This window comes from Vibrio penaeicida (assembly GCF_002933855.1).
GTDB lineage: Bacteria > Pseudomonadota > Gammaproteobacteria > Enterobacterales > Vibrionaceae > Vibrio > Vibrio penaeicida_A.
In genome coordinates this window covers 92,084-107,249 of the sequence record NZ_BFAQ01000008.1, presented here as the reverse complement: position 1 = coordinate 107,249, position 15,166 = coordinate 92,084, and the positions used below count along the sequence as shown (strand labels likewise).

Genomic DNA, 15,166 nt, shown 5'->3' with positions numbered 1-15,166 from the left:
TAATAAAGGCTTGTTAGCCTTTTTCATAATCAAGTGATGATTTTTCGGACTATTTAAGTATGTTTGAGCTGAAAAAAGTGTTTTCTGCGCTGCTGATGCCGCTCCCGGGCTTTTTAATAATAGGGGTGGTGGGGTTACTGTTGGTCATGTTCACCTTAAAAAGAGGTACTGGCTGTTTTTTGATTTTCGTGTCTTTCACTGGCATTTTTCTTTCTTCTTTCCAACCTGTTGCTAGTGGACTACTGATGCCAATGGAGCGTCAACATAAAGGTTTTCTACCTGTAGAAGGCACCGTTGACTATGTGATGGTTTTGGGAAGCGGTCACGTTGTTGATGATGATATTCCACCTACATCGGAATTAAGTAGAACCGCATTAATGCGACTGTCCGAAGGTATTCGTATTCTTAGGATGTATCCAGGAGCAAAATTGATCTTATCTGGCTACGCTGGTGGATCTGAGATCAGTAATGCTCGAATGATGGCAAAAGTAGCGCTCGCATTAGGCGTAGCAAAACCCGATATCATTCTTTTGGAGACTGCAAAAGACACGTGGGAAGAAGCAAGACAAGCTTCCGTATTTGTTAATAACAAAGAGCTGGTACTAGTCACTTCTGCAAGTCACATGACACGTGCTTTGCGTGAATTCAATGATGCGGGTATTGATCCCGTTCCAGCACCTACAAACTTTCTGGCTTCCAATGGCACTATGCAGCCATGGAACAAATACCGCCCTCAAGCTAAATACTTGGAGTGGACGGAAACGTATTGGCATGAACGTTTAGGGCTTTGGTGGCAAACCCTTCGAGATTTTGCGACTAACTCCAACGCACAGCTAAATGAAGCTTCTTAAATTGATTTAGCTTGAGGTATCAAATTACCAACAAAAAAACCGAGGATGCTACCCTCGGTTTTTTTCTATCCTAATTATCAATTACTGCTGATAAAAATCACTATCAGTCTCCAGCAAACATGTAACCTTCACCATGCACCGTTACAAAAATCTGTGGATTTTTCGGATCGAACTCCATCTTAGCTCTCATTCGTCGAATCAAAACATCAATGGTTCTATCGTTAGGTGCATCAACACGATGGCTAATCATGTTTAATATCCGTTCTCGGCTAAGTACTTTGTTTGGGTGTGAAGACAAAGCCACAAGCAATTCGTACTCGGCTTTGGTCAGTTTAACGGGTTCACCATTTCGGCTCAGTGCTCGACGTTGGATATCAAATGTCCACTCTCCAAAACGAATGAGTTGCCCTGATTCTTCTTTTTTGTCTTCTTTCGCTGGAGCAAGACGGGCCGCAGAAATTCTCCACAGCAAATTTTTTACTCTGACCAGCAGCTCTCTAAGCTCAAAAGGTTTTGTCACGTAATCATCTGCACCCATTTCAAGGCCGACAATTTTATCAATGCTGTCCGTGCGTCCTGTGACGAGGATGATCCCTATATCAGATTGACTGCGTAGTTCTCGAGTCAGCATTAGCCCGTCTTCACCTGGTAAGTTAATATCCAGCATGACTAAATCAACAGATTGCTCTGCTAAAATTGCGCGCATTTGCTCGCCACTTTCAGCTTCGCTAACGTGATAGCCTTCGTTCTGGAAATAGCCCACCAGCTTGCTACGGGTAACCACATCGTCTTCTACGACTAATACGTGATAGCTCATCTACACCACTTTCTTTTGTATTTATAAGGATATATTGGTTATTTGTTCGACTTTAATCTAAATAAAAAGACAAACTTGCCACAGTCTATTTGCGACTCTTTATATTCTATTCACAAAAAGTTACATTTCTAGCGAATTCGTTAAAAAGAAGGTAATTTCCTAACTTTTATTGATTCAAAGCAACCAATTCGTGTCCTATTCATAACCTGCTTTTTATTTTCATTTCTTGCCATACTTTAGATTAGTTCTGTTCATCTTAATTCGTTAGAATTGCGCTAATAACCTCATACGGAGCGGTAACGCTATGCAAGAAACAAAAGCATTTAACGAAAAGCGCGCAGAGATTTACTGGTGGCTTTCTAGCCTTTTTGCTCAAGAACTGAAACAAGAGGAATTGGAGAGTTACCACACAGCTGAAATCAGGAGCTTCATTAGCGGTCTTGCAGAGAACGAAAACTTAAAACCGGCAGCTCAACAACTTATCGAATCCCTGAATAAGCTCCAAGACAGAGAAGATGCTCAGTTAGAACTCGCTGCAGACTTTTGTGGTCTATTTCTGACTACAGATAAAAAAGCCGCCCTGCCCTATGCTTCTATTTACAAATCAGGTCTGCTTAATGATGAACCAACGAGACAAATGGAATCGTTGTTAAGAGAAAAAGGTGTCTCTATGCTGGAAGGGTTTAACGAGCCAGCAGATCACCTCGCCATCCAATTGGATTTTTTGGGTAACCTCATCATTCGCTCAAATGAATTAAAAACCAACGAGCAATTTGAAGATGCACTGCGAGAGCAGCTATGGTTTATAAATACGCATCTCATGACTTGGCTTCCATTATTTAATAAGAACTGCAAAGATTATGATAGCTTTGGGTTCTACGCTTCTGTATCACAATTACTCGTAAGCTTTGTAGAGTTAGACCGCCAATATATTTCTGGCGAGTAGGTCAACATGATGGAGATATCTTGATTGTATTGAGCTCGAAGGCTTGGCTTAGGTATTTAGTCGATTTGTTTTAGATATGAAACATTACCCTTAATAAATATTAGGATTCCTCATAAATGTGACACTTGGTATACATTTTTACGATTCACTCCATTGTCACTTACGAAATTAAAGACTAAGATCGTGATCGCAAACGATAAAATATGAAACGCTGAAAAATATTAACTAAGCCGCTGTATTAATAGCGGTTTTTGTGTTTTTAGTCGATTTTAATAACACAATGAAAATCCGCCATGCTGAGAATATTAGCTACTTGAAATTTGGTGCCTTACCCCTCAGCTCGGCTCTATAGGATATTTGTTTTATGGCCACTATTAAAGATGTCGCACGACTTGCCGGAGTATCAACTACTACGGTTTCACATGTTATAAATAAAACACGCTTTGTTGCTGAAACTACACAAGAAAAAGTAAAAAAGGCTGTCCAAGAACTGAACTATGCACCGAGTGCTGTTGCGCGCAGTTTGAAATGTAACACGACTCGCACAATAGGAATGTTAGTTACACAGTCTACCAATCCGTTCTTCGCAGAAGTCGTCGACGGTGTAGAAAGCTACTGTTACCGTCAGGGCTACACGCTGATTTTATGTAACACTGGTGGGATCTACGAGAAGCAACGAGATTACATTCGCATGCTTGCAGAAAAGCGCGTTGATGGCATCTTGGTTATGTGCTCCGATTTAACCGAAGATCTTCGCGAAATGCTCGATTCTCATTCATCCATTCCAAAAGTGATCATGGATTGGGGACCAGAAAGCTCTCAAGCCGATAAAATCATTGATAACTCGGAAGAAGGTGGCTATTTAGCGACAAAATATCTTTTAGACAACGGTCATACGGATATTGCGTGCCTCACTGGTCACGAAGACAAAGTGGCTTGTATTGAGCGCGTTATTGGCTACAAACGAGCGCTGAGAGAATACGATATTGAATTCAAGCAAGAACGTATACTTGTCGGCAACTTCGAGTGCGACACTGCAGTCCTTGCAGCAGATAAGATTCTTGCTATGGAAAACAGACCGACTGCCGTTTTCTGCTTTAATGATCTCATGGCACTCGGAGTCATTAGTCGCCTTCAGGAAAATGGCGTCCGTGTTCCAGATGATATTTCAATTATTGGGTATGACAATATTGAACTATCAGGATACTTTTCTCCTCCTCTGACGACCGTTCACCAACCTAAACGTCGTGTTGGTAAAACAGCGTTTGAAATTCTTCTCCAAAGAATCAAGGACAAAGAGCACGATAAGCGTATCTTCGAGATGCACCCTGAAATCGTAGAAAGAAGTTCTGTTAAAAAGTTAAATTAAATTAGTTAATTCTAATAAAGCCTGGCTATATGTCAGGCTTTTTGCGTTATTGCCCAAATAAGAAACAATATTTATATCTGTACATTTATTTTTTGAATGCGGATCACACATAAGGCATTTTGATGTGATGCTTGTTCCGGTTTTTCTCTATGATTTTACTGTCACGCACAGGGCAAACCATTTGAAAAAGTGGGACGCAAAGCTTCCGGCCTAAATGGATTTATTTGAAATCAATATGGTAGCGGGGTTGCCGATGGCAAATATGCATACTTCTTTTCCAGAGTTAACCAAACTCTGACATCTGACTGCATCACTTTGCTATTTTTTCTCGGACCTGAACTTAGTAGTGGCATAACTTCTTTAGCCGAGACAGTACAGCATGGATAAACCAATACTTAAAAACTCATTGAAGCTATTTGAACCATTAGGGACGATAAAATCACGTTCAATGTTTGGTGGTTTTGGCGTTTTCGCCGATGACACTATGTTCGCCTTAGTCGTTCAAAACACTTTACACATCAGAGCTGACTCAAAAAGTGCTCAAAAGTTCGAACAACAAGGTTTAAAACCTTATGTGTACAAGAAGCGCGGGTTTCCGGTTGTCACCAAGTATTTTGCTCTCCCAGAAACCAGTTGGGATAATACCAATGACATCATAGAGAAAGCTTCTCTAGCGCTGAAAGTTGCAAGAACAGAGAAACAAAAGCAGGCCGAGACCAAACCAACGCGTTTGAAAGACTTGCCTAATTTACGTTTGGGTACTGAAAGAATGCTCAAAAAAGCAGGGATCTCTTCCGTTCAGGAGTTGCAAAACTTCGGTTCTGTAGAAGCCTTCAAAGCCATCAAGCAGACTCATTCAAGCGATGTTGGCTTAGAGTTACTATGGGCTCTAGAGGGTGCAATTAATGGCACTCACTGGTCCGTGATTCCTCAAGATAGACGTGATGAATTAATGAAACGCTTAAGTTAGTTAAACCTTCATGCTAAAAAAGCCTCCTTTGGAGGCTTTTTTATTGCTGAATTTCACAATTTATCTACCCTACACAGACCCATATAGGCGACTTGCTGTCATAATTAATACTTACTTACTCTATATTGGACGAACTATGAAGGTTTACTCTACTGCGCTCCCTACAGAAGCTCATATAGTATGTGAGCTGCTAAAGGCACAGGGAATCGATGTTGAAGTTCGTGGTGAAGGGTTGTTTGGCTTACAAGGTGAGCTTCCATTTGGTCCAGACACCGAACCTTATATTTGGTTAAACAACGAGTTTCAGTTCGATAAAGCCAAGAAGATCGTAGAGTCATATACAGATCAAACCGCTAATCACTCAAAGCCAAACTGGTGTTGTCCGAAATGCGATGAATGGATAGAAGCTCAATTTGGCGCATGTTGGAATTGTGGGCATCACGTCAGCGAGCATGCTGACGAATAAACCCTATCGATTTTTCGTTAAAAATGTCCGGCTTTTCCACATTACACACATGACCGCAATCAGGAATTTCAATCAACGCACTGCGCTTATGTATTCTAACCATTTCTTTAACTGGGCGAAGAAACATATAATCCCTGTCCCCCATCAGATACAACGTTGGAATCGGAATTTCTTTTTCACGGAAGTATTTCATCAAAGGATTAACATCCGCTGCCAAGGTATACCAACGTTTAAATTCTTTTTGGCACAGTTTTTTAGCTTCTCTAACGAACAAATGTCGGGATTCTTTTTGATTTTTTTGTGGCATGACTATGTAAGCAAACAAGCTGTATAGCCACATGTAAGGAATGAAGTGCTTGCTCCAATCTCCAACTTTAACCAGCACTTGTGAGCGAATATCAAATCGAGTTACCGCCCCACCTAAAACCATGGTAGACACTCGCTCTGAAGCTATCTCGGCAAGGTTTCGTACAATGATGGTCCCTAAAGACATACCAACAAAATGGGCAGACTGAATTTTTAAGTGATCCAATACTTGCAAGATATCTTGGCAGATATCTTTGAACGTATAGCCTTTTTTAAGGAGATCTTGAATAACATTGTTCGACCGCCCATGACCTCTAAGATCAATAAGCAATAAATTAAAATGCTGCTTGTAGGCTTTAATCTGCTTAAACCAAATGGAAGAGCTGCCACCAGCACCATGAACAAAGACCACCCACTCATTACTGGTGGGGTGGTTGTAAGTCTTGTGAAATAACAAAGGGTTCGACATCGCTTAACAAATATTATGAATCTTTCTCGTTCTATTAGGTAAAAGCTTACCACAATATGAGTAAATTGGGTGACCAAGCTCCTCCTACCATAGAAAAGCCCCTCAATTTTCATTGAGAGGCTATAGTCATCAGAGTTTTTACCTACTGCTTAAAAAGGCTACGCTTACACCCGTTCTTATCTTACAGCAGCGCAGCTTGATACATATTCACATACTCGTTAGCCGATGCTTCCCAACTAAACTCCGTGCTCATTGCATTCAAACGAACGCGTTGAACTTCACTTGGTTGCTGCAGGTATAGAATCAAAGCGCGTTGCATTGCGATCAACAACGCTTCTGGTGTAGGCTCTAAGAAGCTCAAGCCGGTGGCAAGCTTTTCATCCTTATCATAATCAACAACGGTATCTTTTAATCCACCCACTTCGCGTACAATCGGTAGCGTTCCGTAAGCCATACTATAAATCTGGTTCAATCCACATGCTTCAAACTCTGAAGGCATTAGGAAGAAATCCGATCCGGCTTCAACCAAATGTGCTAGGCGATTATTGTATGCTTCAATGAACGCAAATTTGTTCGGATATCGGCTCGCGACTTCATGGAGTTTTGCTGCCACTTGAGGCTCACCCGTGCCTACGATGACCAGCTGAACGTCGTTTCGCAAAAACTGCTCTATTATAGGCAAAAGGTAGTGGAATCCCTTCTGGTGTGTTAAACGACAAACCATCCCAAATACAGGTAACTCTTCTGTTGGCAACCCAACCTCTTCCTGTAACTGACATTTATTGAGTTGTTTACCTTTCACCATACTCGAAGCTTCAGCCTCATAATGGTGATCTAGGTATTTGTCCGTCTTCGGATCCCATTCGCTATAATCACAACCATTGAGAATGCCGTATAGGTCTGCACTGCGATGAACAAAGTCATCCACCATCCCGTGCGAACCCAGTGCGGTCATTAACTCAGCTGCATAATTGGGGCTTACAGCATTCACTTTGTCTGCGTATGCAACACCTGCGCGTAACATACTGATGCGATCTTGACCGTATTGCAGTTGCTCTAAACCTGACAAATTCAGCTCAGGAATGATCTCTAAGTCATGGTAGGTATAGACGCCCTTAAAAATCGCGTTGTGAACGGTTAGAACACTTCTAATGGAGAGAAAGCGCTCATCATGTTCATAGCGAGTTTTTAATAAAAACGGAACTAAACCCGTATGCCAATCATTGGCATGGATAATATCTGGTTTTATTCCAAGTTTAGGTAGGATATCGAGGCAAGCAGAGGCAAAAAAGCCGAAACGCTCTCCATTATCTGGATACGCTTGATTAGACTCTGCATACAATTCACTACGGTCAAAATACTTGTGACATTCAACGGCATAGACAGGAACACCATCTAGCGATAACTTCTTTACTTGATAGCGAACATGAGGCCAGAAATCTAACTCTGTGTTAAGTACAACTTCGGCACTTTCTAATCCAGGTAAGGTTCGATAACCTGGGATAACTATTGATACATCATGCCCTAGAACTTGAAGGGCCTTAGGTAGGGCTTTGGCAACATCGGCCAAGCCACCACTTTTCACCAAGCCTTCGGCTTCAGAAACTGTAAACCAGATATTCATTCGATCCATACTAGAACCCAACTTTCGTTCCTTTCTTGATGACGACTACACCCTCAGGGGAAACGTGGAAGCGCTGAGCATCAAGCTCTAGATCTTCACCAATAATCGTTCCCGGAGCAATTTCGACATCTTTATCAATAATGGTTCGACGTATTTTACAACCTGCACCAATTTTTACATCACCTAAAAGGATAGATTCACTAATAATCGAACCACTCGCAATGTTACTGCGATACCCTAGAACGGATTTATGAATAGATGACCCTTGAATATAGCTGCCACCAGACACTAAGCTGTCATTGACACGTACTCGGCAATCTTCATTGGTATCAACAAACGTCGCTGGCGGTAATGGTGGGTAATAGGTATGCAATGGCCAACTTCGGTTATAAAGAGAAAATTCAGGATCTTTATCAAGTAGATCCATATGCGCCGCCCAATAAGAATCTATTGTGCCGACATCTCTCCAGTAAGTAGAACCCTTTTCACCATTTATTTTATTGGTAGAGAAATCGTAAACATACACTTCTCCGGAAGGAAACATCTTTGGAATAATGTCTTTACCGAAGTCATGGCTGGATGTTTCGCTGTCCGCATCTTCGCGCAACTCTTTGCACAATGAATCTGCGTCAAAAATGTAGTTGCCCATTGAAACTAACGCTTCCTCCGGGCTACCTGGAATCGACTTAGGATTTTCTGGTTTTTCTTCAAAACCAATCATTTTCCCATTTTTATCTACTTCAATCACACCGAATTGCGAAGCCTCTTTAAGCGGCATTCGCAAAGCGGAAACAGTGAGCTTAGCTTCCATTCTCTTATGAAAATCAAGCATTTGCCTAATATCCATTTTATAGATATGATCTGAACCAAAAATGCAAACTTGATCAGGTTGCGCTAATTCGATAAATCGAATGTTTTGGTAAATTGCATCTGCCGTCCCTTCGTACCAACGTTTGCCATCGCGCATCTGAGCAGGAATAGGGTCTATGAACCTATCGGTGATACCCGACAGATTCCAACCTTTCTTCATATGCAAATAAAGGGATTGAGATTTGAACTGTGTGAGAACATAAATTCTCATTAAGTCAGCGTTTACAAAATTATTCAGAGCAAAGTCGATCAGACGATAGCTTCCTCCGAAAGGCACCGAGGGTTTACTGCGTGATCCTGTAAGGGGTCTTAGTCTAGAACCTTCCCCACCCGCAAGAATCATTCCTAATACACCAGCCATTATATATCTCCATATCTTATAGTTTACGACCTCGCTAACGAAATACGTGTGTTTCGATTATTTGGTCATACGTCCATGTGCAGAGACAGTGTTCTGCTCCGAAGTGAACCACAACATTGCACGCATCGCACTTTGTGTAACGCACGCGCAACCTAATCAAAATCTCTTGAAGAGATTACTGCCACTCACATAGTGAGCCTGATTCGTAAGTCTTAAGAAATGGAAGCTAGTGATAACTTTATCATTCCATCAGGCAAATCAAGCGAAAAATACTGATATTGTTCATATTTATTATCTTGCACTTTTATTTTTATACTTTACGAAGTGCGATTTATGAGCTTATTTTTAACTTAATGCATATGCAATTACAATCATTATTTTGCGATCTATGCCAACATTTGTGCAGCCACAAGCAAACGTTTGCTTTCTGTGAGATATTCGTTAACTAATTGTTTTTTACTGGTGCATTGGTGCACAGTTTTTGTGCAAGTAATGCTTGAAACGAATTAGCATCAATAGGTGGACTAAAGTAATAGCCTTGGCTAAATTCACACTGTTTTGCTTCCAAATACTCGTATTGAGATAGTGTTTCGATTCCCTCCGCCACGATACTTAAACCCATGTTATGTGCGATAGAAATAATCGCATCTAACAATACAGTTGGCTCTTGAGGTTCATCGATTCTTGCCACAAATGAGCGGTCAATTTTTAATTTTGTCAGTGGTAATTCATTCAAATAACTTAGGCTTGAATAACCCGTTCCAAAATCATCCAGTGCAATTTTTATTCCTAAATCTTTTAGTTGTCCTATTTTCGTAATGACATCAGTATAACTTGCTAATAATGACGTTTCGGTGACTTCCAGTGTGAGGTGTTGTGGAGGGAGTTTGTAGCGTTCTAGTATTTCTTCGATATTTGATACAAAGCCTGCGTCATTAATTTGAAGAGCGGATAAGTTAACAGCAATGTCTTTAATCCCTAACCCTTCATCTAGCCAAACTTTCAATTGAGATATGGCTTGCTCTAAAACCCAGTTTCCTATTTCTATAATCAGACCTGAATCCTCGGCCACAGGTATAAAATGGGAAGGTGGGATCAGCCCTTTTTCCGGGTGGTTCCATCGGACTAAAGCCTCGGCTGACTCGATCAAATGTGACTGATTATTAAGGATTGGTTGATACACCAGCTTGAACTCATTATTGGTAATTGCGCGCCTTAACTCGCTTTCTGTTTCAAACTGAGCGCTTCCAATCTCAGACATTGAGGGTTGATAGAAGTTAATCGCTTTGTTTTTCTCCTTTTTACCAAAAAATATGGCCAAATCCGCAAGGCGAATCAGTTCAGAGGGGGATTCTACAGGTTTGTCGGATAACGTTACCCCACAATTTATTTGAGTCGAATAAGTGCTAGTTCCGAGTTCGATTGGGCGTGCAATTTCGCTTATCAACTCCTCCAGCCGCGTATTCACTCGCGCTTCGCCTACAAACGGAAGAACATAGATAAACTCGTTCCCTCCCCATCTCGCAAACCCTTCGTCTCTTTGTAATTTTTCACTAATACGCTCAGATAACTCGACCAAAAGCATATCGCCAAATTCATGTCCATAATGGTCATTAACCAGTTTAAACCCTTTTATGTCTAGCAACGCGACTGAGAACTCTACCTCCTTCGTAAGGCGGTCAGAGATAAGCTGTAAGGCAGAATAGCGGTTAGGTAGCCCAGTCAGGCTGTCGTAACGTGCGTGATACTCAAGTTCTCGTTGATACTCAGCATGTTGCGTTACATTTTCAAAAAGCCCTAATATGCTCGACAGATCGCCAGCATCGTCATAGATTGCGGAAAAACACCACTTAAGGATTTTTTCACCCCCAAGATCATCACGATAACCAACCTCGATGCGTTTACTGCTGTCTTTACCGTGTTGATAGAGCTTCAAAAACGGCTCAATGGACCACATATGCCGTTTTAGAAGAACAGGCAGTTGGCTAATTTTTCTACCTTCCACTTCATCTAGCTCTAGCTGGAATATGGTTTCACATAGTGTCGACCACCTTTGAATTCTGAGGTTTGTGTCCCATTCAACCACCCCAAACGGTGAATTATCCAATAAGCTATTTAAACGATTGTATGCTTGATTAAGATGGGCACCTTGCTCAATAAGTTGGTGTTTTAAGTCGTCCTGCTCTCTTAGAACACGATCAAATTGCTCACAAAAACCTTCTAACTCATCGAGCTTTGCGGGCGCTCCTGAAGAAAAATCATCGACATATTGTTTACTTCTTCTTAATAGCTCAAAAACAGGTTTTAAAACGGTACTCGAAAAGCCCCACCAAATTATGGCGATAGCCATCAAATAACCAAATACTAAAAACAGAATGTTTCCAACTAAGTTTTCAAAAACAACTTGAGAGAAGCCCCTAGAAGAAAGGGATATCACGATCTTTGGGGAGGAAGGAATATTAGGAAACAATGCTCGCTTTATTTCAATTTTTAGGCGCTCTTCGGATATGACATTTTCTGGCTTTAGCCCATTTGTTGCCAATACGTTTTGGTGGATATCTACCAAATTAATGGATGCACTATAAGGAATATCCATTTGCAACAATTTATTTTGCCACCAATCAAATGAAAGCTCGCCAACAATTGCCGCTCGGCTACCTTCATTAAACACCCCTAAAGGGTAGGCAACTTGTAAAAAGGGTTTATCTACTAGAGTGCCAGACAAGACTTCACCAATTGATAACTTTTGATTCAATATGGCTTGCTGAACATAAATTTGATTCACTACGACATCGATGTCATTGCGTATGTTTGTAGTCTGACAACTTTGAGCAGCATTTGGTGAAGAAATAATGAGGTTAGAAAAATATGGACTCAGTTTTAGCCAATGGCGAAGCACATCTTGGCATTGCACCTTGTTATCGATAAGTGTTTCATAAGAGTAACTGATGGTATTTAAGAAGCGCTCTGATTCTGACAGAGTTAAAGCTTGCTCTCTGACTAATTGCTCAGCAGCACCTGAAGCCCAGCGTTCCACTGTCGACTTTTCTTGAATAAATTGCCACCAAGAGTTTGCTGCCATAAGTACAATAGCAGGAATCAGTCCAATTGCTGTAATTAACAACAATCGTGCTTTAAGCCTCAATATCTTCTCCCACCCAACAGTAAAAACTAACTGGTCATTTACTTTCTCTCGAGCTTGATTTTATTTTAATTTGAAGTATCGGTTGCATATAACCATCAAGTTTTAAGTGTTAGCAATAATCATACTTTCGTCAAATAAGAAACGAAAAAGGCAGCCGATAGGCTGCCGTAATATTCTATTTTTTAACTAATTAGGATTTTGGCTTTTTACGCTTGTCGGTAATTTCCCATTTACCATCAATGTATAAACCAGTCCAACCTGATGGTTTTCCATCCACTTCAGAGCGCACGTAGTTCTCTTTCGACTTTCGACTAAAGCGCACAACGGTTGGGCGTCCATCTGGATCGTGAGTAGGTGCCGTCGTCAAGTATTTAAACTTTGGCGATAAGCGATCCTCAAATCGAACTAACTCTTCAACTAGAGGTGCACGTGTTTCGCGCGATTTAGGGAAATTGCTCGCGGCCATAAACAAGCCTGAAGCCCCATCACGTAAGACAAAGTACGCATCTGAGTTTTCACACGGCAGTTCAGGGAAATGCACTGGATCTTCTTTCGGTGGTGCAACTTCACCATTTTTCAAAATCTTACGAGTGTTCTTACAGTCTTCACTCGTACAGTCCATATATTTGCCAAAGCGACCATTCTTGAGAACCATGTCTGAACCACATTTGTCACATTCAACAAGCGGTCCATCGTAGCCTTTCACTTTAAACTCACCGTGCTCGACTAAGTAACCATCACAATTTGGATTGTTACCACAAACGTGCATTTTACGTTTGTCGTCAATGAGGTACGCATCCATCGCAGTTTCACACTTAGGACAACGCTTTTTAGCGCGTAGTGCGGCGGTTTCAACGTCCTCTTCTAGAACATTGATGATGCCCTCTTCGTCACCTAAGTTAATGGTGGTTTTACAGCGCTCTTTTGGTGGTAATGCATAACCAGAACAACCCAAGAAAACACCCGTAGACGCGGTACGAATCCCCATAGGGCGGGAACACGTCGGACATTCTATGTCCGTTAACACGATACTGTTAGGACGCATGCCCCCTAGGTCTTCTTCCAGTTCTGCCTTCTCAAGATCACCTGTGAAGTCGGTGAAAAAGTTATCAAGAACCGCTTTCCAGTTAGCATCACCTTCTGCAATTTGGTCGAGCTTTTCTTCCATGCGAGCAGTGAAGTCATAGTTCATCAGATCGTTAAAGCTACCGTCTAGACGATCAGTGACGATTTCGCCCATTTTTTCCGCATAGAAACGTCGCTGATCCACTTTGACATAACCACGATCCTGAATCGTAGAAATGATAGAAGCGTAAGTCGAAGGACGACCAATACCACGTTTTTCGAGTTCTTTAACCAATGCAGCTTCAGTGAAACGAGCAGGTGGCTTAGTAAAGTGTTGCTTAGGATCCAACGCGACAAGATCAAGAACATCACCAATTTGAACGGCTGGCAGTATCTGGTCTTCGTTCTTACCCATTGGTCGCTGAACACGGGTCCAACCATCAAACTTAAGGATTCGCCCTTTTGCTTTCAACGTATATTCTGCAGCTTTTACGCTCAATGTGGTCGAGTCATATTGAGCAGGTGTCATTTGACACGCTACAAATTGATTCCAAATCAACTGATAAAGCTTGTGAGCGTCTTTATCCATGCTTTGGAGGTCTTGCTCTTTAACTTCTACACTAGAAGGGCGAATGGCTTCATGAGCCTCTTGAGCACCTTCTTTGCTGCCATAAACAACTGGCTTCGCTGGAAGGTATTTATCGCCATATTCAGAGCCAATAAAACCACGTAAGTTATCGACGGCTTCAGAGCTTAAGTTGGTCGAATCTGTACGCATGTAGGTGATGTAACCAGCTTCGTAGAGACGCTGAGCTAACATCATGGTTTTCTTAACACCGTAACCTAACCGAGTACTCGCAGCTTGTTGCAGTGTCGAGGTAATGTACGGAGCAGAAGGTTTACTTTTCGTAGGACGGTCTTCGCGCTTACATACTTCATATTTTGCGTTTTCTAAATCAGAAACCGCTGCACTGGCTTGTGTTTCATTGACAGGCTTGAATGCCTCGCCATTTTTCTGTGCCACTTGCAGACGAAAATCTGTTTTATCTGCTGTCTTGGTATCAGCATGGATATCCCAAAACTCTTCAGGAATGAAGGCGTTGATTTCACGCTCACGCTCAACCAGAAGCTTAACTGCAACAGACTGAACTCGACCAGCAGACAAACCACGTGCCACTTTTTTCCAAAGCAGAGGTGAGACCATAAAGCCCACAACCCTGTCCATGAAACGACGTGCTTGTTGTGCATTTACCCCATCCTGGTTTAGCTCACCAGGAGTTTCAAATGCTTGCTGAATCGCATTCTTAGTAATTTCATTAAATACAACTCGCTTGTAACGTTCTTCATCGCCGCCGATGATCTCGCGAAGGTGCCACGCAATAGCTTCTCCTTCACGGTCCAAATCGGTTGCGAGATAAACGTGTTCAGCGTCTTTTGCCAGTTTCTGCAATTCGGATACAACTTTTTCTTTGCCTGGCAGAATTTGGTAATTCGCTTCCCACTCTTTATATGGGTTGATACCCATTTTTTTGATCAGAGCTTTACGATCTTTTTCTTTCTTGATGCGCGCTTTTTCTTCAGCGCTCATACCTTTTGTCGACACAGCTGCCGCTTTCTTTGTGCCAGTACTTTGTCCAGCAGTAGGAAGATCACGTACGTGTCCTACGCTCGACTTAACTATATAGTCTTTACCAAGGTACTTATTAATAGTCTTTGCCTTGGCAGGTGACTCCACTATAACGAGAGATTTACCCATAACTGACTCAAACGTCCTCAAATTCGATTGCGCATCAATTAGCGCACGCCATACTGGCTCATTGCTTCTTTTTTTACTATTGTGCGAGTTTATAAGAAGGTCAACCAGTTTTTTACATTTCAATTCTGAGTGGTCGACATATGGTCAATCA

The 15,166-nt window shown here is 41.7% G+C and carries 11 protein-coding genes and 1 riboswitch; of the genes, 5 read left to right on the top strand and 6 right to left on the bottom strand.

Translation table 11 applies throughout. The features are described 5' to 3' along the window. The first annotated feature begins 59 nt into the window (after window positions 1-59). Entirely contained in the window at window positions 60-851 is a 792-nt protein-coding gene (gene elyC / locus VPNCDNU1_RS02320) for an envelope biogenesis factor ElyC (RefSeq protein ID WP_104398859.1), read from the top strand. Between the two features lie 103 nt (window positions 852-954). Here the strand turns inward: elyC and torR are convergent, their stop codons facing one another. Continuing rightward, window positions 955-1,668 carry a two-component system response regulator TorR gene (gene torR, locus VPNCDNU1_RS02315; protein ID WP_104398858.1) on the bottom strand — a complete coding sequence of 238 codons (714 nt, stop codon included), beginning with the start codon at window positions 1,666-1,668 and terminating at the stop codon, window positions 955-957. Window positions 1,669-1,972: 304 nt separating this feature from the next. On the opposite strand from torR, the gene torD reads away from it, so the two are divergent. From torD to VPNCDNU1_RS02295, 4 genes are all read left to right on the top strand, one after another. After that, entirely contained in the window at window positions 1,973-2,614 is a 642-nt protein-coding gene (gene torD, locus VPNCDNU1_RS02310) for a molecular chaperone TorD (protein WP_104398857.1), read from the top strand. A gap of 364 nt (window positions 2,615-2,978) precedes the next feature. Beyond that, complete coding sequence (gene purR / locus VPNCDNU1_RS02305) at window positions 2,979-3,983, top strand: HTH-type transcriptional repressor PurR (protein WP_104398856.1); 1,005 nt, start codon at window positions 2,979-2,981, stop codon at window positions 3,981-3,983. A gap of 161 nt (window positions 3,984-4,144) precedes the next feature. Then, a riboswitch (cyclic di-GMP riboswitch) is annotated at window positions 4,145-4,238 on the top strand. Window positions 4,239-4,362: 124 nt separating this feature from the next. Next, entirely contained in the window at window positions 4,363-4,953 is a 591-nt protein-coding gene (locus VPNCDNU1_RS02300) for a TfoX/Sxy family DNA transformation protein (protein ID WP_101115477.1), read from the top strand. Window positions 4,954-5,089: 136 nt separating this feature from the next. Next, window positions 5,090-5,419: a putative signal transducing protein gene (locus VPNCDNU1_RS02295; RefSeq protein ID WP_104398855.1), complete on the top strand. Its 330-nt coding sequence runs from the start codon at window positions 5,090-5,092 to the stop codon at window positions 5,417-5,419. Here VPNCDNU1_RS02295 and VPNCDNU1_RS02290 read toward each other — a convergent pair. From VPNCDNU1_RS02290 to topA, 5 genes are all read right to left on the bottom strand, one after another. After that, a complete protein-coding gene (locus VPNCDNU1_RS02290; protein ID WP_104398854.1) occupies window positions 5,397-6,194 on the bottom strand; it encodes an alpha/beta fold hydrolase in 798 nt (265 codons plus the stop codon). The genes VPNCDNU1_RS02295 and VPNCDNU1_RS02290 overlap by 23 nt on opposite strands. A 181-nt stretch (window positions 6,195-6,375) precedes the next feature. Beyond that, window positions 6,376-7,827, bottom strand: a complete 1,452-nt coding sequence (glgA, locus tag VPNCDNU1_RS02285; RefSeq protein ID WP_104398853.1) for a glycogen synthase GlgA — start codon at window positions 7,825-7,827, stop codon at window positions 6,376-6,378. 1 nt (window position 7,828) lies between these two features. Next, the gene (gene glgC / locus VPNCDNU1_RS02280) at window positions 7,829-9,052 is read right to left on the bottom strand and encodes a glucose-1-phosphate adenylyltransferase (RefSeq protein ID WP_272897561.1); all 1,224 of its coding nucleotides are present in this window, start codon (window positions 9,050-9,052) and stop codon (window positions 7,829-7,831) included. A 442-nt stretch (window positions 9,053-9,494) separates the two neighbouring features. Next, complete coding sequence (locus VPNCDNU1_RS02275; protein ID WP_104398851.1) at window positions 9,495-12,194, bottom strand: bifunctional diguanylate cyclase/phosphodiesterase; 2,700 nt, start codon at window positions 12,192-12,194, stop codon at window positions 9,495-9,497. A gap of 190 nt (window positions 12,195-12,384) precedes the next feature. Continuing rightward, complete coding sequence (gene topA, locus VPNCDNU1_RS02270; protein ID WP_104398850.1) at window positions 12,385-15,015, bottom strand: type I DNA topoisomerase; 2,631 nt, start codon at window positions 15,013-15,015, stop codon at window positions 12,385-12,387. Window positions 15,016-15,166: the final 151 nt, after the last annotated feature.